Origin of the sequence: Sinorhizobium prairiense, from assembly GCF_029201645.2 — a bacterium.
GTDB lineage: Bacteria > Pseudomonadota > Alphaproteobacteria > Rhizobiales > Rhizobiaceae > Sinorhizobium > Sinorhizobium meliloti_A.
Genome location: NZ_CP104133.1, coordinates 532,230 through 555,214 on the forward strand (window position 1 = coordinate 532,230; position 22,985 = coordinate 555,214).

Annotated in this window: 14 protein-coding genes and 5 pseudogenes; 7 read left to right on the top strand and 12 right to left on the bottom strand. The window is 64.7% G+C overall.

From position 1 onward, the window contains the following. Positions 1-47 precede the first annotated feature (47 nt). Positions 48-824: a pyrroline-5-carboxylate reductase gene (locus tag N0Q91_RS25805; RefSeq protein WP_275599539.1), complete on the top strand. Its 777-nt coding sequence runs from the start codon at positions 48-50 to the stop codon at positions 822-824. Between the two features lie 6 nt (positions 825-830). Here N0Q91_RS25805 and N0Q91_RS25810 read toward each other — a convergent pair whose 3' ends face one another. Next, on the bottom strand, positions 831-1,736 hold the full coding sequence (locus tag N0Q91_RS25810) for a LysR family transcriptional regulator (protein ID WP_275599540.1): 906 nt from the start codon (positions 1,734-1,736) through the stop codon (positions 831-833). Between the two features lie 114 nt (positions 1,737-1,850). Between N0Q91_RS25810 and N0Q91_RS25815 the strand changes: the two are divergent. The 5 genes and pseudogenes from N0Q91_RS25815 to N0Q91_RS25835 all read left to right on the top strand — a co-directional run bounded on the left by N0Q91_RS25815 (position 1,851) and on the right by N0Q91_RS25835 (position 7,837). After that, a pseudogene (locus tag N0Q91_RS25815) lies at positions 1,851-2,461 on the top strand (glutathione S-transferase). A gap of 242 nt (positions 2,462-2,703) precedes the next feature. Then, on the top strand, positions 2,704-3,660 hold the full coding sequence (locus N0Q91_RS25820) for a pyridoxamine 5'-phosphate oxidase family protein (RefSeq protein ID WP_275599541.1): 957 nt from the start codon (positions 2,704-2,706) through the stop codon (positions 3,658-3,660). A 155-nt stretch (positions 3,661-3,815) separates the two neighbouring features. Next, a complete protein-coding gene (gene katE / locus N0Q91_RS25825) occupies positions 3,816-5,933 on the top strand; it encodes a catalase (protein ID WP_275599542.1) in 2,118 nt (705 codons plus the stop codon). A gap of 25 nt (positions 5,934-5,958) precedes the next feature. Beyond that, positions 5,959-7,037: pseudogene (locus tag N0Q91_RS25830) on the top strand (ATP-dependent DNA ligase). Between the two features lie 21 nt (positions 7,038-7,058). After that, a pseudogene (locus N0Q91_RS25835) lies at positions 7,059-7,837 on the top strand (ZIP family metal transporter). Between the two features lie 26 nt (positions 7,838-7,863). On the opposite strand, the gene N0Q91_RS25840 reads toward N0Q91_RS25835, so the two are convergent. The 6 genes and pseudogenes from N0Q91_RS25840 to N0Q91_RS25865 all read right to left on the bottom strand — a co-directional run bounded on the left by N0Q91_RS25840 (position 7,864) and on the right by N0Q91_RS25865 (position 15,505). Beyond that, positions 7,864-10,407, bottom strand: a complete 2,544-nt coding sequence (locus N0Q91_RS25840; protein ID WP_275599543.1) for an NAD-dependent epimerase/dehydratase family protein — start codon at positions 10,405-10,407, stop codon at positions 7,864-7,866. A 141-nt stretch (positions 10,408-10,548) separates the two neighbouring features. Continuing rightward, positions 10,549-11,568, bottom strand: coding sequence for a carbohydrate kinase family protein (locus N0Q91_RS25845; protein WP_275599544.1), 1,020 nt, complete (start codon positions 11,566-11,568; stop codon positions 10,549-10,551). Next, positions 11,565-12,596, bottom strand: a complete 1,032-nt coding sequence (locus tag N0Q91_RS25850) for a beta/alpha barrel domain-containing protein (protein WP_275599545.1) — start codon at positions 12,594-12,596, stop codon at positions 11,565-11,567. The genes N0Q91_RS25845 and N0Q91_RS25850 overlap by 4 nt, the downstream gene beginning before the upstream one ends. 29 nt (positions 12,597-12,625) lie before the next feature. Continuing rightward, positions 12,626-13,411, bottom strand: a complete 786-nt coding sequence (locus N0Q91_RS25855) for an ATP-binding cassette domain-containing protein (RefSeq protein WP_275599546.1) — start codon at positions 13,409-13,411, stop codon at positions 12,626-12,628. Beyond that, a complete protein-coding gene (locus N0Q91_RS25860; RefSeq protein WP_102761533.1) occupies positions 13,411-14,397 on the bottom strand; it encodes an ABC transporter permease in 987 nt (328 codons plus the stop codon). The genes N0Q91_RS25855 and N0Q91_RS25860 overlap by 1 nt, the downstream gene beginning before the upstream one ends. A 93-nt stretch (positions 14,398-14,490) precedes the next feature. Then, positions 14,491-15,505 (bottom strand): annotated as a pseudogene (locus N0Q91_RS25865) (substrate-binding domain-containing protein). Positions 15,506-15,837: 332 nt separating this feature from the next. Between N0Q91_RS25865 and N0Q91_RS25870 the strand changes: the two are divergent. Next, complete coding sequence (locus N0Q91_RS25870; RefSeq protein ID WP_275599547.1) at positions 15,838-17,064, top strand: ROK family transcriptional regulator; 1,227 nt, start codon at positions 15,838-15,840, stop codon at positions 17,062-17,064. Between the two features lie 148 nt (positions 17,065-17,212). Here N0Q91_RS25870 and N0Q91_RS25875 read toward each other — a convergent pair whose 3' ends face one another. From N0Q91_RS25875 to N0Q91_RS25895, 5 genes and pseudogenes are all read right to left on the bottom strand, one after another. Continuing rightward, the gene (locus tag N0Q91_RS25875; protein ID WP_275599548.1) at positions 17,213-18,457 is read right to left on the bottom strand and encodes a Gfo/Idh/MocA family protein; all 1,245 of its coding nucleotides are present in this window, start codon (positions 18,455-18,457) and stop codon (positions 17,213-17,215) included. Positions 18,458-18,510: 53 nt separating this feature from the next. Beyond that, positions 18,511-19,511 (bottom strand): annotated as a pseudogene (locus N0Q91_RS25880) (LacI family DNA-binding transcriptional regulator). Beyond that, the gene (locus N0Q91_RS25885) at positions 19,508-20,464 is read right to left on the bottom strand and encodes an ABC transporter permease (RefSeq protein WP_100671044.1); all 957 of its coding nucleotides are present in this window, start codon (positions 20,462-20,464) and stop codon (positions 19,508-19,510) included. Before N0Q91_RS25885 ends, N0Q91_RS25880 begins: the two are co-directional and overlap by 4 nt. Then, a complete protein-coding gene (locus N0Q91_RS25890) occupies positions 20,461-21,453 on the bottom strand; it encodes an ABC transporter permease (RefSeq protein WP_100671042.1) in 993 nt (330 codons plus the stop codon). The genes N0Q91_RS25885 and N0Q91_RS25890 overlap by 4 nt, the downstream gene beginning before the upstream one ends. Beyond that, positions 21,453-22,958 (bottom strand): sugar ABC transporter ATP-binding protein, encoded by a 1,506-nt coding sequence (locus N0Q91_RS25895; RefSeq protein ID WP_275599549.1) that lies wholly within the window; start codon positions 22,956-22,958, stop codon positions 21,453-21,455. The genes N0Q91_RS25890 and N0Q91_RS25895 overlap by 1 nt, the downstream gene beginning before the upstream one ends. Positions 22,959-22,985 lie beyond the last annotated feature (27 nt).

Below are 22,985 nucleotides of genomic sequence, written 5' to 3' on the forward strand. Positions count from 1 at the left end.
CGGAATTGTTCTAATGTCGCCGGTACGAATCAAGGGAGTGAACAGCGATGCGTATTGGCTTCATCGGCACCGGCGCCATCACCGAAGCGATGGTGACGGGCATCGTCGGTTCCGGGCTCGACGTCGCCGGGATCCTCGTCTCCCCGCGCAACCGGGAAATTGCTGCCCGGCTTGCCGGCCGCTTCCCGCTCGTGCGCATCGCCAAGGACAATCAGGAAGCGGTGGACGCGGCCGACGTGCTGTTCCTCGCCGTTCGTCCTCAAATCGCCGAGGACGTGATCCCCAAGCTCAAATTCCGCAAGGGTCAGACGGTCGTCAGCGTCATTGCCGCTACCGATCGTTCCACGCTTCTCGGCTGGATCAGCGAGGAGGTGGAGCTCACGCAGGCAATCCCCCTGCCCTTCGTCGCCGAGCGCGAGGGCGTGACGGCGATCTATCCACCGAACCGCGCCGTTGCCGCGATTTTTGCGGCACTCGGAACGGCGGTCGAATGCGAGACCAAGGAGGAATATGACCTGCTTGCCGTCGGAAGCGCTCTGATGGCGACCTATCTCGGCATTCTCGACCGGACGACCGGCTGGTTCGCCGAAAAGGGTCTCGACCGCGACAAGGCACGCGCCTATATCGCCCCGCTCTTCGCCAGTCTCTCCCAGAGGGCGGTCAGGGACGAGGGGACGCCGCTCGAAGAACTCGCCCGCGAATTTTCGACCGCCGGCGGATTGAACGAGCAGGTTTTGACGGACTTCGACCGCGGCGGCGGCCACCGGGCGCTGACGGATGCGCTCGAACGCGTGCTGCTGCGGGTGCGCGGCGACGACCGGTAGAGGTCTTCAAAGCTCGGTGCCAAGACCCGCGTGGCGACGAAAACGCCCGGCGGCGAAGTCCACGAAGGCGCGCACCCTTGCAGAGACCATGCGGCCTTCCGCATGCACGATGTGGATCGGCACCGGCTCGCGCTCGTGGTCGGCAAGGACGACCTTGAGCCTGCCGGCTCTCACGTCGGGTGCCACCTGGTAGGACTGAAACCGCGACAATCCCCAGCCCGCCAAAGCGGCGGAGAGGACCGCGTCATTGGTGTTGCAGATGAGACGAGGGCTGATCGGAACGCGGATGCTGTTGTCGCGTCCGAAGAGCCATTCCGAGTGGCCGAAGAGGCCCTCTCGCCCGATGATGCGATGACGGGCAAGCTCCTGCGGGCTGCCCGGCTCGCCGAAGCGGGTGAAATAATCCGGCGAGCCGCAAAGCACTTGCCGGACCGAGCCGATCCGGCGCGCAACGAGCCCGGAGGGCGGGAGCGAGGCAATGCGGATCGCCACATCCAGGCCCTCGTCGACCAGATTGGTCACGCGGTCGACGAAGACGGTCTTAACCTGCATTGCCGGATAGTGATCGAGAAAGTCGAGGATGACGGGGAGCACGTGGATGCGCCCGAAGAGCGCGGGCGCCGTTACCGTGAGCAACCCCGCAGGTGCGGTGAAGCTGCCCGCCGCATTGGCTTCCGCCTCGGCGATCTCCCCGAGGATACGCCGGCAATCGGCCACGTAACCTTCGCCCGCCGCAGTCAGTTTCAGCGAGCGCGTGGTACGCACCAGAAGCCGTGTCCCGATCAGGTCCTCCAGCTTCGCCACCGCCCGGGTGACCGATGGCGGGCTCATATGCAGCACCTTGGCGGCCGCCGCGAAGCCGCCGCTTTCCACCACCTGCACGAAGATCCGCATCGCCTGCCAGCGATCCATCGAATGCTCCTCGATTATTTCATCAAGTGAAACGGTCTAGTGCCTCTATCGGAGCTTATCAACTCCGCGGATAACAATCATCTTGGTGTCGTTCCATCATTCAACGAGGCCGACATGAAACTCTATCACCATCCCCTCTCCGGCCACGCGCACCGCGCCCGCCTGTTCCTCTCGCTGCTCGGTATCGAGCATGAGCTGGTGGTCGTCGATTTCGCCAGGAGAGAGCACAAGCAAGCGGATTTCCTGAAGCTCAATTCCTTCGGTCAGGTCCCGGTGCTCGACGACGGCGGTACGATCATCTCGGACTCAAGCGCAATTCTCGTCTATCTGGCAAAGAAGACCGGCCGCACGGACTGGCTGCCGGAAGACGCCGCGGGGCGGCTGCCGTTCAGCGCTGGCTTTCGGTGGCTGCCGGCCAGATCGCCCATGGTCCGGCCCAGGCGCGGCTCATCAACGTGTTCAAGGCGCCCTACCGACCGGAAGAGGTGATCCCTCGTTCGCATGCGATCCTGGCGCTGATCGAGCAGGAGCTCAAAGGCAGAGGCTGGATTGCCGCCGACCGGCCGACGATCGCCGATGTCGCGCTCTACAGCTACGTGGCGCGCGCCCCCGAAGGCGACGTCGATCTCCAGCCCTATCCGGAGATCCGCGCCTGGCTCGCCCGCATCGAGGCATTGCCGGGCTTCGTCGAGTTCGCAAAGACGCCGGTGGGGTTGGCGGCTTAGCGAGCGTTATGACGACGTGCGCTTGCGGGAAGCCATCTCGCACGGCACGTGCTTTTAAGCGTATCGAAGGACTGAAACCACCCTCATCCCTGTGCTTGTCACAGGGATGAGAGCAGCGCCGCGTCTGCGGTGCGAGGAGTCCTTCAGGCCAATGACTTGGCCTGCTGGGTCCCTGTGACAGGCACAGGAATGAGGGAGTTTGGGCCGGGGGCGGATGTTATCGCCCGCGAACAAGCCCCGAGATGCCCAACATTCACGCAACCAAGGAAACAATCGTCATGGAGGCTCCCATCCTCGCACATTCGCCCTGGCACGAGGGCGAAATCGCCCTGCAGAAGAGGCTGGGTGTGGAAACGCGCATGGACGAGATCGGACGCCGCGTCATGCGCGACCACCTGATCGACCAGCACCGGGAATTCTATCCCCTTCTGCCGATGGTCGTGCTGGGCTCGGTCGACCGCGACGGCGACGCCTGGGCGACGCTCAGGGCGGGCGAACCCGGCTTCCTCCGCGCGCCGGACGAAAAAAGGCTTACCGTCGAACTCCCGCGGGAGCCGACGGACCCCGCCGAGGCGGGCATGGAGGACGGCGCTCCCCTCGCCCTGCTCGGAATCGATCTCGGCACCCGCCGGCGCAACCGGCTGAACGGCACGCTTAAGCGGCATGCCCGCGGTTTTGATCTCGGCGTCGACCAGAGCTTCGGCAACTGTCCGAAATACATCCAGCTCCGGCAGGTCCGTTTCGTACGCGACCCTTCCGTGCCACCTTCCGTACCGCCCGTTTCCAGCTTCGGGCTCAACGCCGCAGCGCGTGCTCTGGTGGCGCAGGCGGACACGTTCTTCGTCGCAACCTATGCCGATCTCGCCGGCGGCCGGCAGATCGACGTCTCCCATCGCGGCGGCCACGCCGGATTCGCGCATGTCGGCGAAGACGGCTGGCTGGTGATCCCGGATTTCGTCGGCAATCGCTTCTTCAACACGCTCGGCAACATCGCGCTCAATCCGCGCGTCGGGCTCACTTTCCCGGACTTCTCCACGGGCGGCCTCCTGCAGATGACCGGCGAGGCCGAGCTCCTGTCCGAAGCTCCGGACGGCGTGCCTCTCGACGGCGCCGAGCGCTATTGGCGTTTCCGTCCGCGCCGCAGCGTATGGCGGGCGGACGCACTACCTGTTCGCTACGACCTTGCCGGAGCGGGATGAGGAAAGTGCGTGCGGTTTTCCGACCGCATCCCGCTCCACCTCTTGGAATCGGCGATAGCAGCAGGCCGGATGTCCGGGTAATTTTTGCGTGCAGGGGAACCAACCTCCCTCGCCAAGGTTACGTGCCCATCCGCCCCCGACCAAGGAGTGCTGCCATGGCCAAGAAACCTTCTGCGCCGAACAATACGAAACCGGCCACCATTCATGACCAGAAAGCGACACGCGGCAACGGTGGAGAACTTCACCAGATCGCCGAAGGCGACACGCCCGTCCTGACGACGGCTCAGGGCGGCCCCGTCGCCGACGACCAGAACAGTCTGCGCGCCGGCGAACGCGGCCCGACGCTCATCGAGGATTTCCACTTCCGCGAGAAGATCTTCCACTTCGATCACGAGCGCATTCCCGAGCGCGTCGTGCATGCCCGCGGCTACGGCGTGCACGGCTTCTTCGAAACCTACGAGTCGCTTGCAGCCTACACCCGGGCGGATCTGTTCCAGCGACCGGGCGAACGAACCCCTGCCTTCGTGCGGTTCTCGACGGTGGCCGGAAGCAAGGGCTCGTTCGACCTCGCCCGCGACGTTCGCGGTTTCGCGGTCAAGATCTACACAAACGAGGGCAATTGGGACCTCGTCGGCAACAACATCCCGGTGTTCTTCATCCAGGACGCGATCAAGTTCCCCGACGTCATACACTCGGTAAAGCCCGAACCGGACCGGGAGTTTCCCCAGGCGCAGTCCGCGCATGACAATTTCTGGGACTTCATCAGCCTGACACCGGAAAGCATGCACATGGTCATGTGGGTCATGTCGGACCGGGCGATCCCGCGCTCCTTCCGGTTCATGGAAGGCTTCGGCGTCCACACCTTCCGTTTCGTCAATGCCAAGGACGAGTCCACCTTCGTCAAATTCCATTGGAAGCCCAAGCTCGGGCTCCAGTCGGTCGTCTGGAACGAGGCCGTGAAGATCAATGGCGCCGATCCTGATTTCCACCGGCGCGATATGTGGCAAGCCATCCAGTCCGGCAACTTCCCGGAATGGGAACTGCATGTGCAGCTTTTCGATCAGGACTTCGCCGACAAGTTCGATTTCGACATCCTCGATCCGACCAAGATCATCCCGGAGGAAGTGCTGCCGACGAAGCCTGTCGGCCGGCTGGTACTCGACCGCATGCCGGAGAATTTCTTCGCCGAAACCGAGCAGGTCGCCTTCATGACGCAGAACGTGCCGCCCGGCATCGACTTCAGCGACGATCCGTTGCTGCAGGGGCGCAACTTCTCCTATCTCGACACGCAGCTGAAGCGGCTCGGCAGCCCGAACTTCACCCATCTTCCGATCAACGCGCCGAAATGTCCCTTCCAGCACTTCCAGCAGGACGGCCACATGGCCATGCGCAACCCGGTCGGACGCGTGAACTACCAGCCCAATTCCTGGGGCGAGGGTCCGCGCGAGTCGCCCATGAAAGGCTTCCGCCATTTTCCTTCCGAGGAGCAGGGCCCGAAGCTGCGCATCCGCGCCGAGAGCTTTGCCGACCATTACAGCCAGGCCCGTCAGTTCTTCATCAGCCAGACGCCGCCCGAGCAGCGCCACATCGCCGATGCCCTGACCTTCGAATTGAGCAAGGTGGAGACGCCTGTGATCCGCGAACGGATGGTCGCGCATCTTCTCAATATCGATGAAACCTTGGGGAAAAAGGTCGGCCACGCCCTCGGCCTGGAGACGATGCCGAAACCGGCGGATGCGGCCGTTGCCACCCGCCAGGACCTCGACCCCTCGCCGGCCCTCAGCATCATCCAGCGTGGGCCGAAGCGTTTCGAGGGCCGCAAGCTCGGAATATTGGCGACGGACGGCGCGGACGCCGCGCTTCTCGACGCCCTGATAGCGGCTGTCGAGAAGGAGAAGGCGGTCTTCGAGCTGATCGCGCCGAAAGTCGGCGGCTTTACCGCCTCCGACGGAAAGCGCATCGCCGCCCACCAGATGCTCGACGGCGGCCCGTCGGTACTCTACGACGCGGTAGTCCTGCTTCCTTCCGCAGAGGCCGTCGCGGATCTGATCGACGTCGCCACCGCGCGCGATTTCGTGGCCGACGCCTTCGCCCATTGCAAATATATCGGCTATGCCGGCGCCGCCGTTCCGCTTCTCGAGAGGGCCGGCATTGCGGACCTGCTCGATGAGGGAACGATCGAACTCACCGACGCTGCGAGTGCGGCCGCCTTCCTCAAGGAGCTCGGCAAGCTGCGCGTCTGGGGAAGAGAGTCCTCGGTCAAGCTGAAATAGGCCGACGGTTTAGACGGAGTGGACGATGGCGTCGCCCGCGCATGGAAAGCCGACGAAGAAGGCCGCTCCGTCAAGCGCGGCGAAGAAGGCGGGGAGCTTTCCCCTGCCCGTCAGCACGGCGCCGATGGAAGCCCGTTCCGCGACCGGGCTTCCGGGCGGCGACGCATGGCAGTACGAGCCGAAGTGGGACGGCTTTCGCTGCCTTGCGTTCAAGTCCGGCGAGGACGTCGACATAAGGGCGAAATCCGGCAAGCCGCTCGGACGCTTCTTCCCGAGATCCTCGCCCTGCTGCGCCGATTGGAGCCGGACATGTTCGTCCTCGACGGCGAACTGGTGATCGAGGTCGACGGGCGCCTTTCCTTCGACGCCCTTCAGATGCGCCTGCATCCTGCAGCAAGCCGCGTGCAGAAGCTCTCGCGGGAAACGCCGGCCAAACTCATCCTGTTCGACATGCTGGCCGGCACCGACGGAACGGTCCTGACCGGCCAGTCCTTGACAGCACGGCGCGCTCGGCTCGAGACATTCGCCAAAGAGAACGCGGTTGCGGAGATGCTCGAGCTTTCGCCCTTCACGCTCGACGTTAAGGAGGCCGAGAGGTGGCTCACCTCATGGCAGGCGGGTGCCACCGACGGGGTCGTCGCAAAGCGGCGCGAGGGCGCGTATGAATGCGGCGAAAGGGCAATGGTGAAGGTCAAGCGGCTGAAGACGGCCGACTGCGTCGTCGGCGGCTTCCGCTACGAGAGCGACAGCTCTTTGGTCGGCTCGCTTCTGCTCGGCCTTTACGACTCCGAGGGACTGCTGAACCATGTAGGCTTTACCGCGACGATCTCGGACAAGGAGCGGCCTGCCCTGACGCGCCAGCTCGAAGCTTTGCAGGAGCCGCCGGGCTTCACCGGCAAGGCACCGGGCGGGCCCAGCCGCTGGAGCAGCGAGCGCAGCGGCGAATGGCAGCCGGTTCGGCCGGAACTGGTCGTCGAAGTCCGGTTCGACCATGTCAGCAACCGGCGCTTCCGCCACGGTACGAAACTCATGCGCTGGCGGCCGGACAAGGACCCGCGCCAATGTACCTACGAGCAGATCGTACGTCCCGAAGGATCGCCTTGAAAGCCGAGGATCCGGGCAGCGATGAGCAATGATCTCCTGATCATCCTGGGAATCGCGGCAGCGGCGGCCGTCGCATCGCCCCTGGGCGGCCTGGCGGCGATCTCGCTCAGGCCGTCGAGCCTCGTGCTCTCGATCGCGGTCGGCTTCGCGGCCGGCGTCCTCATGGGCACCTTCGCTTTCGAGATGATGCCCACCTCCATGGAACTTGCAGGTCTTCCGCTTGCCGTTGCCGGATTTCTGCTCGGCCTGGGACTCGTCTATATTCTCGACCTCTACGTCAACCGCTGGAAAATGGCTGGGCCGGAGGCGGATCAAAGGGCCGAGGTCGATCAGTTGCACCGAAGGCGCAAGCCGCGTGGGAGCAATGTCGCGGTGCTGGCCGGCGGCACGAGTGCGGAAGAGCTGATCGAAGGCATGACGATCGGCGTCGGCGCCACCTTCGAGCCGAAAGTGGCGCTTATCGTGGGCCTCGCCATCTGCATCGATAATTTCAGCGAAGGAATGAGCATCGGCGAATTGACGCTCGACGAGGAGCGGAAGAACGCGAAGCGCCGGACGCTCGGATGGACCTCCCTCATCGGCCTCTCCCTTTCGTGTCCGCCGTTGCAGGGTGGTTCCTGCTGAAAGGCCTGGTCCAGCCGGTCACCGGTTTTCTCTTCGCGACGGGAGCGGGCGGGATGTTCTACCTGACGATTACCGACCTCGTGCCGGAAGCGGAGTCGCATCAATTCCAGCAGACTTCGGCGATCGCCAACGCCGCCGGCTTCCTGCTCGTCATGGTGCTTGCCCAGATGAGCTGACTGGAACGCGTCTTGAGGCGCGTCCGTCAGACGATCGCCCGGTCCCAGCCGCCATAATGTTCTTCGCTGCGCGTCCCGCGCGGGAGGCTGAGCGCGATCAGTGCGCAGCCGATCGCGACGTCGGCAAGGGTGGCGACCGTGCTGCCGCCGGCAAGCAGGAAGGGCGAGGCCGCCACGCAGGCGCCGAGCAGCACATTCAGGAAGCGCACCGGCCGGACGACCTCCGCCATGGCGGTGACGGCAACCAGGATCACGACGCAGCCGAGAATGTGGTCGCTGTGATAGAGCGGCGGGACGCTGCCGAAAATCAAGGGCGTCGTCATCAGGACCGCGCCGAGCAATGCGCTGGCGACCAGCGTCCAGGGAAAGTTGACGCCGCCGACGATGAATTCCTTCAACAGCTCGGTGGCCGGACGGTTGAGGTCGGGCGCCGGCGTCTGGTCCTCCGAAATGGCCGGGCCGCCCATCCAGAACGTCCGCCAGAACGGCTCGCCCGCCTTCCTTACGCGCCAGAGATACTGGATGGTGGCGAGCACCTCGTCTATCGAATAGGGAATGAGCACGACGGTGCCGGCCGCCTGGATGATGCAGAGCGTACAGAGTGCGCCGATAAGCGGCGGCTGGATGATGATGAAGGAGACGCTGACGGCGCCGAGGGGCACGATCAGCAGGCCGAAGAGGAGCACCATCCAGGGCATGGTACGCCAGCGGCGGCTGTCTCCGATCGCGCCGGCCAGAATGTCCAGCGCATAGGCGAAGGCGCCGAGGCCGGCATCGGCGATCGGAAAGCCCTTGGAAACCCAGGACGTCACGACCGCCTCGCTGCCGTTGCGGACGGGTGCCTCGCCCGGCCCGAAGAACGGGTCCCACAGCCCGTCGACATGGCCCATCTGATAGGCGGCGAGATAGCGCGAGACGAAGAGGCCGACAAAGGCGAGCGCGACGATCGGCATGCGCTGCGTGAAGGAGGACGGCGAATAGCTCCAGCCGAGGGGCCGGTCGTCGTCGGCCGCGAGCGCCCGCAGCCTTATTCCGGGCGTCGGCGGAATCATCACCGCAAAGGCCACGATCAGCATGCCGGCAAGCGTATCGATGGCGTAGGCCGCGGCACTCGTCGTCCAGAAGACAAGCGGGGCCAGCATGATCCAGACGCCGAGCGCGGCCGTGATCCATTGCGCATGAGACCAGCGCCGGTACATGCCGAAAAGCGCGAATGCGGCAACGAGCAATCCGGACAGAATCTCGCTTGTCCCGAGACGGGCATTGCGTATGGCGGGTTCGTCGATCGCGTGGCCGAGCGCCGGCGGCAGCGGCACGCTGACGGGGTCGAAAAGGCCGAGCGTCGCCGGCGATGAGACGAGCCACAGGCCGAGAGCGACATTTGCCAGCGGCGCCCAGAGCGTGCGCAGCCGGTGCGCTTCCACGGCAGCGTCGACTTCGGCGTCGCTGCGCTCCAGCGGCTCCGCCAGCCTTTTCTCCGCCTGCTCGATCTCGGGATCCGAGGCGGCGACCACAGAGGGCTCCAGCTTGTTCTTCGCGTACCAGTCGGTCGGGTCTTGCTTGAGCCGCCGGATCATTTCCGGCAACGTGGCAGCTAGACTGTGCCTCGGCTCCCAGCCGAGTTTGTTGCGGGCACGGGAGATGTCGATCTCGTAATGATCGTCCGAGTTCTCGATCATCCACGGCTTGATCTCCGAGTCCTGGTCGAGCACCTCGGTCTGCATCCAAGCCCCCGGCTTTGCAAGGCTCTTGGGCAGAGCGAGCGTGCGCCAGTCCTCGCCGTGGATCAGCCGGCCGATGCGCTTCTGCAAGTCGCCATAGGAGAGGGTTTCCTCCTCGCCGATCAGCAACGCGCAATCACCGGGCAAGTCGTTGCGACGGTCGACCGTGCGCGCGAAAGCCTCGACCAGATCGTCCTTGTGCAGATAGGGCTGGCCTGCGTCCAGATCGCCGCTGAACAGATAGGCGGTCGGGAGCCGCTCGAAGATGCGGGCGATCTGCTGGGCGATGAAAGCGGCTCTGCAGTCCTCGTCATAGACGCCGGCGAGACGGAGGGTCACGGTCCTGATCGCGCCGCGATGTCTGGCGATCACCGCCTCGGTCTCGGCCTTCGATTTGGGATAGGCCCAGGCAGGGTCCAGCGGATCATCCTCGTTGATCCGCGCACCCCTGGCCGGACTGGGCGCCTGCACCAGCAGCGTGCTTGCATAGATGAACTGTTCGGTGGGAAGCCCCTGCAGCGCCTCCAATAGCCGGCGCGTGCCCTCGACATTGACGGCATCGTATTTGGGATTGTCCTTGCCGGAGGTGTCGTAATAGGCGGCGAGATGAATGACGGAAGCAAGGCGCCCGCCGCTGCGCTTACCCGCCGTCTCGATCGCCTCTCTCACGCTTTCGTCGGAGGTGATGTCGAGTTTGATCGTCTCTTCGGTCTCGGACTTGCCTTTCGGAGGGGACAGGTCGAGCCCGATGACGCGATACCGGTCCCTCAGGCGATGCGCGATCGCCTGGCCCAGGAAGCCGCTCGAGCCGGTAATGACAACGGTCGGCTGATTTGCATCTTTCGGCATGCCGAAGCAAACCGCGCTCAGGCAGGAAGGTTCCCGGTCGTGGCGTCATAGGTCAGCACTTCGCCGAGTTCAGGGGCAGAGTTTCGGATCCCATTCTGCAGTCGCGCCCGCAGACACCACCAAGCCGGCTCGGCGCACCCATCAGTGGTCTCGGGGGCCCCATTTGTCCGCGAGTGCCAGGCAATCCTTCCAAGGCAAGACCGCGCCGGTAGTCGAGATGCTGCGCAAGGACGCGGCCGCTGCTGCATGCGCCAGCCGGAGAGCCTGCTTCACGCTCCAGCCTTCATGGATGCCGTAGAGCATCCCGGCAGCGAAGGCATCGCCGGCCCCGTTCGCGCCCTTGATCTCCTCCTCGGGGATGGCGACGGACGGCAGCACCACGCCTTCCCCTTCGCGGGTGACGGCGATGGCAAAGGCGGGGCAATGCACGGCGACAAGTTTCAGCGCGCCGCGCTCCAGCACGGCACGCGCTGCGCGCATGCACGCCGCCTGGTCGGGTGCGTCGCCCAGAATTGTTTCAACGCCGGCGATTGCCCCGATTTCCAGGTCGTTGACGATGAGGAAATCGAGATGGGGCAGGCAGGGCCCGACAAGCCGCGCCATCAAAGCGCGGTCGATGCTCGCCAGCTCCAGGTTGGTTTCGAGGCCCGCAGCGCGCGCCTTCTTGAGCACCGCCACCCAGCCATTCGGCTCGTTTTGCCAGGGAGCATCGAGAATGCGATGCACGCCCGGCAGGCCGAGATGCAGATAGCGCATGCGCGTTGAAGAGAATTCGAAATGATCCGGCGTCAGCAGCGCTCCGCTTCCGGCGTGAAAGATGTGCGTGCGCCGGTGGGAACGCAGCGAGACATAAGCATCGCAGAACTGGGTGGCGGCCGCCTCAGTCACCATCATCTGACTGATGTCGATGCCGGCGGCAGCTGCCGTCTCCCTCAGGTAGCGGCCGTCGTCGTCGTCGCCGACGAGACCTATCGTCTCGACGGGGACGGACGGGTCCAGATGCTTGATGTCGAGCGCAAGGTTGCAGCCTGAGCCCCCGCCGTGGCGTTCTTCCTCGAGAAGTTCGGCAAGGCCGTCCTCGCCCGGCCAGTGGCTGACGGTGCGGTTGTAGTCTGCGCACCACGTTCCGCCCGTGACGATCCCCCGCCGGCCACCGCTCATCTGCTCTCTTCCTGTTTGAGCACCGCTTCGGTGACGACGTTGTCGGCGGCGAGATCGCGCAGCGGCGTGATGCCTTCCGTGGCAAGACCCGCATGATAGGCTTTCACTGCCTCTGAGGGCGAGACCGTACCGGAGGCAACTTCGCGCAGCAATCGCACCATCGACAGCGGGTCCTCGGCAAGGTTGATCTTGCGCCCGAACAGCGCTACTCGCGCGCCGAAACGTTCAGCCTGGTGGAGCAGCTCGAAGCAATCGCGCGTCGTGCCGGCGCCGCCACCGAGCACGCCGACGATGATGCTCGGATCGTAGGAGGCTAGCTCCTCCATCGCCTTGGCTCCATTGAACTGGATCTTCAGAAACTGCGGCCGGTCTTCCCGGGTGACGCCGGCAAGGCAGCGCATCATCACGTCGTTGACATAGTGGGGCAATACCTCAGGGTCGATGCCGCAGGCGACATTGGGATTGAAGACTTCAAGGAAATACTTGAACCTGTTGCGCGCCGCATCCTCGCGGAAGGCGCGGAAGGCTTCGAGCGCCTCATAGTCGCGGTCAAGATCGTTGTTGAAGGTGATGGAATAGAGACCAAGATCGGTGCCGGTGATCGGCGCGCCAGGCGCGGGATCGACGGACCCGGTCGTAACGCGCGAGAGGGAGGCGGTGCGGAAGGGGCGCGAGGCTGCTTTCACATAGGTCGCACCGCGGCCGACCCAGATGTCCGTCGTATCGTTGGCGCGGATTGCCGGCTTGACGGCACTGTCGCGATAGACGCCCATCTCGGTCAGCGCCTCCATATTGGAGGCGGAGGTGAGCATGATGTCCACGATATCCTGCTCCACGACGGCGCGGATATTTTCGAGAAATTCGGGGCGGGTATAGTGGCGTGACCAGCTGCCGTCCTTCTCCCGCTTGGGACCGCAGGAGGTTATCGAGGGACCCATGTCGCCGTCCTTGGCGTCGGCGATGATGAAGTCGCTGCGGGTATATTGGCCAGCGCGGATGCGCGCGAGCTTCCGGTCGAGGCGATACATGGTCTCACTCCTATTTCGGGACAAGAGGGTCAGGCAGTCGCTGCGCCGGTCATAATGGCAACGACGTCGTTCATGGAATGGGTCTTCGGGGTAACCACGGCGGCGCGCCGGCCGAGGCGCATGATGTGGATGCGGTCGGCGATGTCGAAGACGTTCGGCATGTTGTGGCTGATCAGAACGACGGGCAGGCCGCGATCCCGTATCGAGCGGATGAGTTGCAACACCTGCCCGGTTTCACGCACCCCGAGTGCCGCCGTCGGCTCGTCCATGATCACCAGTCTGCGGGCGAAAAGCGCGGCACGGGCCACGGCCACGCCCTGCCTCTGGCCCCCCGAGAGCGATTCCACCGGATTGTCGATCGCCGGCAGGCGAAATTCGAGTTCTCCCATGGCCCGGCGGGCTTCCTCGCGCATGCCTTTTTTGTCGAGGCGGCGAAAAAGGCTTCCGAGAAGCCCTGGTGCGCGCAGCTCCCGGCCGAGAAAGAGATTGGCGGCGATATCGAGCGCAGGCGCCACGGCGAGGTCCTGATAGACCGTCTCGATTCCGGCATGGCGCGCATCGAGAGGTCCCTTGAAGTGGATCGGCACTCCGTCGAGCAGAATTTCACCGCTGGTCGGGCGCACGGCGCCGGTCAGGGTCTTGATGAGCGTCGACTTGCCGGCGCCGTTGTCGCCGACGACGGCAAGGATCTCGCCGGCCCTGAGTTCGAAGTCGACGCCGTCGAGCGCAGTGACGTGGCCGTAGGTCTTCACCACGTTGCGCGCTTCGAGAACCAGGCGCGCGGAAGGCTCTTCGATGGGGGAACCGGCTGGCATCAACGCTTCCTCCGGGAGAGCTGGTCGAGTGCGACGGCGATGATGACGAGGATGCCCGTTATGAGGTCCTGCCAGAGCGGGTCGATGCCGGCGAGCGTCAGGCCGTTGCGCAGAACGCCGACGATGAGCGCGCCGATCAATGTCCCTACGAGCCCGCCTCGGCCGCCGAAAAGACTCGTGCCACCGATCACCACCGCGGTGATCGAATCGAGATTGGCGCTCTGCATGGCATTCGGGTCCGCGTTTGGGATACGCCCCAGCGCGAGCCAGGCGGCAATGCCGTAGATGAGGCCGGCCAATACATAAACCGAGAGCAGGTGGCGCCGTACTGGGATGCCGACCAGCCGGGCGGCCTCGGCATTGTTGCCGATCGCATAGACGTGCCGGCCCCATTTCGTCTGGTTCAACAAATACCAGACGCTCGCATAGAGCATGAACATGATCAGCACGCCATAGGTGAGCACGAAGCCGCCTATCTTCATCGTATTGCCCGTCCAGGCCAGGAAGGGATCGCGTACCGGGAAGGCGCCACCCTCGGAAATGAGTCGCAGCGCCGCGGTCAGGATGCCGAGAATGCCAAGTGTGACGATGAAGGGCGGGAGCCTGAGGCCGCTGACGAGGCCCCCCGCGGCAAGGCCGGCGGCCGTGCATATGAGCACGGCAATGCCCATGGAGAGAACCGGATCATAGCCAAGATTGGCCAGCTTTCCCGCGACGATCGTTCCCAGCACGCAAATGGCGCCGACGGCAAGGTCGATCCCGGCAGTCAGGATCACCAGCGTCTGACCGATCGCCAGAGCGCCTATGACGACCGTCTGCTGCAGGATGATCGACAAGTTGTGGGTGGCGAGAAAGCGGGGATTGGTCAGCGCGAAAATCACGCAGAATCCGAGCAGCACCAGAAGAGGTCCCGCCGACGGGCTGCCCAATATACGGGCTTTCAGGCTTCGCGGCGCCTCAGCTGGATATACGGTTGCTGTGTTCATGGACGTCCCGTGCCTCAGGGTTTTGTTGCGCGGCCGTTCGCCCGCGGGATCGCTGCGGCGCAGAGCGCCGCGCGATCCCGCCGCGGTAGCGGATCAGTCGCCCCAGCAGTTTTCGAGGCCCCAGGAGGTATCTTTCGAATCCAGCCCTTCGACCGGCTTGTCGGAAATGAGGACGGACCCGGTGTTGACGAACCCGCTCGGCTTCTTGCCGGTAGCCGCATATTCCACCACCGCGTCGACGCCCATGGTCGCCATCTTGTAAGGGAACTGCATAACCGTCGCGGCGATCTTGCCGTCCTTGACGTCGCGCACGCCGGCACAGCCGCCGTCGATCGAGGTCAGCATCACGTCACCTTCCTTGCCGAAAGCTTTGAGCGCCGCATGGGCGCCGGCCGCCGCTGGCTCGTTGATCGTGTAGACGGCGTTGATCTCGCTGTTCTTGGAGAGCAAATTCTCCATGCCGATCTGACCCTTGTCCTGCGCACCATTGGTGATGGCCGCGCCTGCTATGGAAGGGGTCACCCTCGGCTATTCCGAAGCCCTTCAGGTAACCGTCGTGGCGGAACGTATCGACCGTACCGCCGGGCGTGCCGTCCAGCATTGCGACGACCGCCTGCTTGTCGCCCATCGCCTTGCGGGCGTAGGCGCCCTGCTGCACGCCGGCCTCGAAATTGTCCGTGGCGAAGGTGGCGTCGACCGCATCGGCCGGATCGGTCGCCGTATCAAGCGCGATCACCAGCACGCCGGCATCCCGGGCCTTCTTGATGATGTCGAGCATGCCGGAAGAATTGTTCGGCGTGACCAGGATGCCCTTGGCACCGGCGCTGATCAGGTCCTCGATGGCGGCGACCTGTCCTTCGTTATCACCGTCGAACTTGCCGGCGCGGGCGATCAGCTTCACGCCCTTCTCCTTGGCACGCGCCTCGGCCGCCTGGCGCATCTTGACGAAGAAAGGATTGACCTCGGTTTTCGTGACGAGACCGACGATCACCTCGCTGGCGGCGGCGGAGCCCGGGCCGAAGGCAAGGCCGAAAACGAGTACGCCGGCGGCGATGCCGCCCCACAGGACGGCGGAGCGCGAGGACGCGCGAATATTGTGAAGTGCCATTAGATCCTCCTCCCAAATCCAAAGACGCCATGAACCCCTCCGGCTCTTTCGGCGTGGACGGCCTCTCCTCAAAGGCCACAGGGATTAACTCAGCCATTTTAGATGAAGTCAACTTAATATCGCCGATCTTATGTATATTTTTATACAAAATAACGCGAAGAGTCCTCCCCGGACGATAACCCGATGAGGAAAGAGGCGCGTCAGAGGCAGCGATGCGGATGAACGCTTGGGAGGACTTATGTATCTTATTTCCCATAAGTTATAATCTCTGAGGTTCGGTGCTTTCTCGCGCGCCGCTTTGCCGCTAAACCGGGCCGAAAACGGAGTTTTGCATGGCACGGCCGGTACAGGGGCCCGACAGACCCACTCTCGAAGGCGCCGGAGGTATCTTTTCCCTCATCGCGACCGGCAGCGCCGTCTCGCGCGCCGAACTGCTGGCCGCCTCCGGCTTGTCGCGGGCGACGGTGACTCAGCGGCTGAGCGCGCTCCTCGCCAGCGGGCTGGTACGCGAGACCGAGGAGACCCTGCCCAGCGGCGGACGGCCGACGCGTGTGCTCGCGATCAACGCGACGAGCGGCTTTCTGCTGGTCGCCAATGTCGGTGAGACGCACATCCATCTCGCCGCCATGGATCTGACGCCGGCGATCCTCTCCCAGATGACGCTGCCCTTTTGCGTGGCAAGCGGCCCCGAGGTGACGCTGGAACAGATTGGCCAAGCCTTCGCCGCGCTGGCGGCAGGGGCCGAAGAGACGCATGGTTTCCTCCTCGGCATCGGTCTCAGCCTGCCGACGCCGGTGGATTTCAAGCGCGGCTGCGTGGTCGGCCCATCGGTGTTGCCCGGCTGGGACGAATTCGACATCATCGGCCGTCTCAACACCCGGTTTTCAGTGCCGGTCTATGTCGAGAACGACGTGAACCTGATGACGATCTGCGAGCACAAGCGTCGCTTGCCGACCGTTGACGACATGCTCTTCGTAAAGGTCGGCACGGGCATCGGCAGCGGACTGATTGCAGGCGGACGCCTTTTCCGCGGCGCCCAGGGCGCTGCCGGCGATATCGGCCACATCCAGTTCCTGTCGGATGACGCACCGCTCTGCCGTTGCGGCAAATTCGGCTGCGTGGAGGCGCGCGCCGCCGGCTGGGCGATCGCCCGCGACCTCTCCTCCCGCGGCTTTCGCGCTGAAACCGCCCGCGATGTGCTCGACCTCGTCGAACAGCGCAAGCCCGAGGCACTGATGCTGCTGCGGGCTGCCGGGCGAACGGTCGGCGAGGTCATTTCGGATGCGGTGAGCATCATCAATCCGAGCCTGATCGTCGTCGGCGGTACTCTGGCGCGCGGCGGCGATTTGCTGCTGTCCGGCATCCGCGAGCTCGTCTATCAGCGCTGCCTGCCGCTCGCCACCAGAAACCTCTCGATAGAGCTGTCCAGCATCCATGACGACAGCGCTCTGTACGGCGCCGCCCACCTCCTGTTGGACGATATCTTCGCCCCGACGAAGACCGGTGAACTTCTCGCACGATATGCTGCGGCCGCCGCCCCGTCTACCAGAGCGGGATGAGGAAACCTGTGCTGTGCGGCTTTCCGCCTTCATCCAGCGTTTCAACTTATCGGAATCGCTCAGGTTCATGTTTTAGGTCGATCCAACGTACATCGTAATCCGGAGCCCTCGGAGGCGTGGCGTCGTCAGGCGGCGTCTCAACGGCCGTTCACGCCCCCACGCGCGCTACGACGGGAATATAGTTTTCGAGCTCCGGCGCCGGGAAATGCAGCGTCGCGCCGATCTCGGCGGAGCGGTAGAGGCCCATCAGGATTTCGACGACCGCCAGGCCGTCCTCGAAGGTTTCGAGCGGCCTTATCCCCTTGCGGAAGCATTCAACCATGTGGCGGTTTTCGTCCGTATAGCCGTAGACGCCGGCTTCGTCCTCCAGCACCGGCATCAGGCCCTGCTCGGCATTCTGCTTTTCGACGAGGTCCTCGCCCTCTGTGCCCTGCACGGCCCGCGACAGGAAGATCTTCAAGCCGGTGCCGAGCGAATTATACTCCAGCGCATATTCGGGGCCGAGGAGCTCGAGCTGAATGCGCAGGCCGGCGCCGACATAGGCCCAGGAGGTCGTTGCCTCGATCATCAGTTCGTTGCCCTCCTCGTCCTCCAGCGTCACGGTCGCCCGGGCGAAATCCTCCGATGGGCGCCGGCGGTAGTCGACATCCTCACCGAAGCGGCGGCGCAGCTCATCGGCATAGCCGGCCCGCGTCCATTTGAGGTTCGCGACCGTGCCGTTCACCGATTTGACCTTCAACGAATTGCGAGGTGCGCCGGGCGCCGTGAGCAGATGGCGCGCCACCTCGACGCTGTGGCACATCATATCGGAAAGCACCCCGCCGCCCTGCTTGTCGCCCTGCCAGAACCAGGGCTCGTGCGGACCGGCATGCTCTTCCGCGGCGCGTGCGAGATAGGGCCGGCCGGTGGTCGATGCGGCGCGCCGCCAAATGATCTCCTTGCCCCGCAGCACCGGCGTGCAGAAGACCTGGTTTTCGAGATAGCCATGGTTGAGACCTGCATCCTCGGCCAGGTGCAGCATCTCGCGTGCCTCCGCTACGGTGCGCGCAAGCGGCTTCTCGCAGGCGACGGCGAAGATCTTGCTTCGTCCCGCCTTGATCTCCCCGTGGAGCGTCCGCATGACGTCGAGCCGCGTGTAGTTCGGCGACAGAATCCAGACCGCGTCGACGTCACCGGCGGACAGGAGCGATTCGAGACTCTCATGCGCGCGGCACGCGCCGAGGTCGAGCGCCCCGACTTCGCTCACGAAGCGCGCGCGGTTTTCGGGATTGCGGCTGTAGACGCCGGTCACCTCGACATTGCGTACCCCGATGAGCGATTTCAGGTGGAAATGCGCGATAAATCCGGTGCCGACGAAGCCTACTCGCAAGGTCTGTTTCGGTAATGTGGTCATTCCTTCCTCCCCGACATCCAGCGGCGACCGCCTCGAGCCGCCCTCATGCGCTTTCAGATAAGTGGCGGCGCCGTGCTGCCGCGTACCTTCAGGACCGTGGGCAGCACGATCGGTTCGGCCCCCTCCGAGCCGCCCGCCAGAATTCCAAGGAGCACCGCCATGGCGGTGCGGCCGATCTCGGAGCGAGGCTGGACGACAGTCGTCAGCGGCGGATAGAAGGCCTTGCTCAGATAAAGATCGTCGAAGCCCACGACCGAAACGTCGCCCGGCACGTCGCGTCCGATCCGTCTCAGCTCGTGGACGGCACCATAGGCCATTTCGTCATTGGCGACGAAGAGCGCGGTCGGCGGATCGGAAGAGAGAAGAGCGAGCGGCAGCATTCCTCGCCGCTTTCGATCAGGAAGTCGCCCCGCACCTCGTAGCCGGCTGGAATCGGCAGCCCGGCAGCGCGCATCGCCAGGCGAAACCCCTCCCGCCGATAGACGCTCATCGGCTCGGGAACCGGCCCGGATATATGAGCGATCCTCCGATGGCCGAGTGAAATCAGGTGCTCGACGGCACCGCGGGCCGCGGCGACATTGTCGACCTGCACATGCGGCAGGCCAGAGCCCTCGATCATTTCCAACGCCACCACCACGGGCAGATGGTTCCAGCCGCCCGCTGGCGGCAGCTTGCCGGTCATCAGGATCATGCCGTCGGCATGCCCGTCGCGCAGCATGTTGAAATATTCGGTCTCGCGGGCCGGGTCGTCCTCGGTATTGCCCATCAGCACGGCATAGCCGGCTTCGCGCGCCGTCGCTTCGACACCCTTGAGGATGTCGAGATAGAAGGGATTGCCGACGTCGCGTACGACCATCAGCACCGTCATGGACCTGCGGGTGCGCAGGTTCCGGGCGCTGACATTCGGGCGGTAATCGAGCTCGCGCGCCAGGTCGAGCACGCGCTGGCGCGTCTCGGCGGTCACCAGCGTCGAAGCGGCGAGGGCGCGCGAGACGGTGGCCACCGACACGCCCGCCTTCTCGGCGATGTCCTTGATCTTCGGCCGGTTCCTCATGCGCGCATCGCCCGGCCCCGTCCGTAGAACATCATCAACAGGAGCAGCGTCGCGCCGAACACCATCTGGCGTCCGGACTCCTCGATGTTGATCGTCGTCAGGATGCTCTGCAGGATGACCAGCAGGACCGCGCCCGCCATGGTGCCGGTGTAGCCGCCCTTACCCCCGGCAAGCGATGTGCCGCCGAAGACGACCGCGATGATCGAGGGGAGCATGTACTGCTCGCCGACATTGGCGAAAGACGTGCCGGAATAGCCGAGCAGGCAGAGGCCGGCGATCGCGGCGAACATGCCGGAGATCATGAAGAGCGCGATGCGGACCAGCTTGACCGGCACGCCGGCCATGTAGGCCGCGTGCTCGTTGGAGCCGATCGCATAGATGCGGTGGCCGAAGACGGTGCGGTTGAGCATGAGCGCCATTAGGATGCCAATCACGATCCAGAGCCAGATGATGCCGGGAATGCCATAGGCGAGCGGTTGCGTGACGAAGCGCGAGAGCGCGGGCGCGGCCTGGCCGGAGGGAATTCCCATCCGGATGACGACGAGAAGCCCCTGCAGCACGCCCAGCATTCCGAGCGTCATCACCAGCGGCGGGATTCTGAGAAGCGTGACGCCGAGCCCGTTCAGGAGGCCGAAGAAGGCGCCGGCCGCAAGACAGGCGGCGACGGCCGGCAAGATGCCGCCATCGGCGCCGTTCATGACGTTGCCCGCGAGGATCGCCGAGAGCGAGACGACGCCGCCGACCGAGAGATCGATTCCTTCGCGTCCGCCGAGGATGACGACGTTCTGACCGGCCGCGACGATGCCGAGCAGCGAGGCGACGATCAGGAGCCGCAGGATCTGACCGCCGGTCGCAAAGCCCGGCGACAGCGCCTCGCCGAGATAGAGGAGCAGCACGATGAGCGCGAGCGCGACGACGATCGGCTGCCGGACGAAGGACACCACTCGGCTCATGAGCGCGCCCTCCTGCCGGCAAGCACGCCCGCCATCAGGACGAGGAGGATCGCGAGGCCCTGCACGAAGTTCTGCCACTCGGACGGCGTGCCCATGAAAAAGACGACCGAGTTGATGAGCCCTATCGTCAGCGCCCCGAGCAGCGAGCCGACGACGGTGCCCCAGCCGCCGGAGAGCGCGCTGCCGCCGAGCACGACCGCCGCGACGCTGTAGAGCGTCATCTTGCCCCCGACCAGCGGATCGCCGCTTGCGGTATCGCCGGTGATGCAGAAGGCGGCGAGCGCGGAAAAGAGGCCGCAGAGCACATAGCCCTTGATCCGGGTCGCTATGACAGGCAGCCCGGTCTGGTAGGCCGCCTGCTGGTCGTCGCCCACGGCAAGCAGTTGCGTGACCAGCCTGGTGCGGCTCATCACCGCGAGGAGGATGACGAGGGCCGCCAGGATGTAGAAGACGAAGGGAACCCCGAAAAGCCGGCCGCCATAGGTGCGCCAGAAGAGCGCCGGCGCCGGCGTGCCGGCAACGGGCAGGATGTAAAGCGCAAGGCCCGTGAAGAAGATGCTGGTCGCGAAGGTCGCGACGATCGCCTGCAGCCGCAAAGCCGCGACGACGAGGCCGTTCACGAGCCCGCAGGCCAGCCCGAGCAGGAGACCTATGGCCAGCGCCAGGAACACCGCGCCGGCCCCCCCTCCCCAGCGTTCCATCAGAACCACGATCGCGACATTGACCAGCGAGAGGATCGCGCCGGCAGAGAGGTCGATATCGCCGGCATAGACGACGTAGGTCTGTGCGATCGCGAGCAGGATCAGCGCCATATAGGTGCTGAGCAGCCCGGTCAGAGCCCGAAATGTCAGGCTGTTCGGCGAAAAGAAGCCGTTGAGGAGAAGGAGTACGGCGACGATCACGAGCGCGGGCAGGAAAGGATAGCGCTCCAGCAGCCTGCCGATGCCGCCGGCGCGCCGGTATGTCGGAACGGTTGCGGTCTCTGCCATCACGCGGCCTCGTAAGCGGCTTGATATAGATTGTAGCGGGTGCGGTCCGCCCCCGTGAGCTCCCGGCTGACCGATCCGCCGTTGAAGACGAGAATGCGGTTGGCGTTGCCGAGCAGTTCGGCATCCTCGGAAGAATAGAGAACGATGCCGAGCCCCTCCGCCGCCAGTTGCCGGATCAGCGCGAAGAGGTCCGCCTTGGCGGACAGGTCGATGCCCTTGGTCGGGTCGTCGAGCAGCAGCACGTCGGGGCGGTCGATCAGCCAGCGGGCGATGATCACCTTCTGCTGATTGCCGCCCGAAAGCGAACCGATCGGGTGGAAGAGGCTCGCGAATTTGGTGTGCATGCTTTCCAGCGCCGGCGCCACCCTGTCGCGCAGCTTGCCCGGCCGAGCGATCATCAGCCGGTCGCGCAGATAATGGATCGGCGTGACGTTCTCGATGATCGGTCTTCCGCTGATGACGCCGTCGCGGCTGCGGTCGCCGGAGACATAGGCGCAGCCGCGCCGGATCGCGTCACGCGGGTTCGAAGCGTCGAAGCGGCTGTCGCCGATGAGGATTTCGCCCGAGGCGATCGAGCCGGCGCCGAAGATCGCTCTGAGCACCGCCGATTGGCCCTGCCCGTGCAGCCCGCCGAAGCCGAGAATCTCGCCGCGGCCAACCTCGAAACTCACATTGCGGAAACCGCGGCCGGAAAGATCGCGCACCGTCAGCGCGGCGCCTCCTTCACCCTCCACCACCGCCGGCACTGAGGATTGCGTTGCCGGCATGTCGCCGGCACCGCCGACCATCAGCCGGATCACGGTCGCCGGGTCCGTGTCGCCCAGGTTGAGCGTGGTGATGGTCTCGCCGTCGCGAATGATGGTGACGCGGTCGCCGATCGCCTTGATCTCGTCCATGCGGTGCGAAATGAAGATGATGCCGCGCCCGCGACGTTTGAGATCGCGCAGGATTTCGAAGAAGCGCTCCACCTGGGCTCGGTCGAGCGCCGAGGTCGGCTCGTCGAAGATGAGGAGCGGCGCCTCGCTGGCCAGCGCCTTCATGATCTCGACGAGCTGACGCTGGTCGGGGCGCAGGTTGCCGACGAGTGTGTCGGCGGAAAACCCTTCGCCGCAGACGCCGTCGAAAAGGCCGATATAGCGCGCCGCGCGCTGCCGGAGTTCCCAGCGGTCGATGAAGACGCGCGATTTGACCGGCAGCTTGCCGAGCGAGATGTTTTCCTCGACCGAGCGGTGCGCGGCGAGGCTGAGTTCCTGATAGAAGATGCCGATGCCGTGGGCTCGCGCCGAGCGCGGTCCGCTGATCGTCACCGGCTGGTCGTCGACCAGGATCCTGCCGCTATCGGGCCGCACGCTGCCCGCAATGATCTTGCAGAGGGTGCTTTTTCCCGAGCCGTTGGAACCCATCAGGACATGGACTTCGCCGGCCATGAGCTCAAGATCGCCGCGGCGGACCGCCAGGGTCGCGCCGTAAGCCTTGCTCACGCCGCTCAGTTTCAATTTCGACATGGAAACTCGTCCGTTCGCTTCGGTTTG

Bases quoted from the DNA above. Each gene is read 5' to 3' on its own strand.
- N0Q91_RS25810 (WP_275599540.1), bottom strand. From the start codon at position 1,736: ATGGATCGCTGGCAGGCGATGCGGATCTTCGTGCAGGTGGTGGAAAGC.
- katE (WP_275599542.1), top strand. From the start codon at position 3,816: ATGGCCAAGAAACCTTCTGCGCCGAACAATACGAAACCGGCCACCATT.
- N0Q91_RS25870 (WP_275599547.1), top strand. From the start codon at position 15,838: ATGGCACGGCCGGTACAGGGGCCCGACAGACCCACTCTCGAAGGCGCC.
- N0Q91_RS25805 (WP_275599539.1), top strand. From the start codon at position 48: ATGCGTATTGGCTTCATCGGCACCGGCGCCATCACCGAAGCGATGGTG.
- N0Q91_RS25820 (WP_275599541.1), top strand. From the start codon at position 2,704: ATGCCCAACATTCACGCAACCAAGGAAACAATCGTCATGGAGGCTCCC.
- N0Q91_RS25855 (WP_275599546.1), bottom strand. From the start codon at position 13,411: ATGCCAGCCGGTTCCCCCATCGAAGAGCCTTCCGCGCGCCTGGTTCTC.
- N0Q91_RS25885 (WP_100671044.1), bottom strand. From the start codon at position 20,464: ATGAGCCGAGTGGTGTCCTTCGTCCGGCAGCCGATCGTCGTCGCGCTC.
- N0Q91_RS25895 (WP_275599549.1), bottom strand. From the start codon at position 22,958: ATGTCGAAATTGAAACTGAGCGGCGTGAGCAAGGCTTACGGCGCGACC.
- N0Q91_RS25860 (WP_102761533.1), bottom strand. From the start codon at position 14,397: ATGAACACAGCAACCGTATATCCAGCTGAGGCGCCGCGAAGCCTGAAA.
- N0Q91_RS25845 (WP_275599544.1), bottom strand. From the start codon at position 11,568: ATGAGCGGTGGCCGGCGGGGGATCGTCACGGGCGGAACGTGGTGCGCA.
- N0Q91_RS25850 (WP_275599545.1), bottom strand. From the start codon at position 12,596: ATGTATCGCCTCGACCGGAAGCTCGCGCGCATCCGCGCTGGCCAATAT.
- N0Q91_RS25840 (WP_275599543.1), bottom strand. From the start codon at position 10,407: ATGCCGAAAGATGCAAATCAGCCGACCGTTGTCATTACCGGCTCGAGC.
- N0Q91_RS25890 (WP_100671042.1), bottom strand. From the start codon at position 21,453: ATGGCAGAGACCGCAACCGTTCCGACATACCGGCGCGCCGGCGGCATC.
- N0Q91_RS25875 (WP_275599548.1), bottom strand. From the start codon at position 18,457: ATGACCACATTACCGAAACAGACCTTGCGAGTAGGCTTCGTCGGCACC.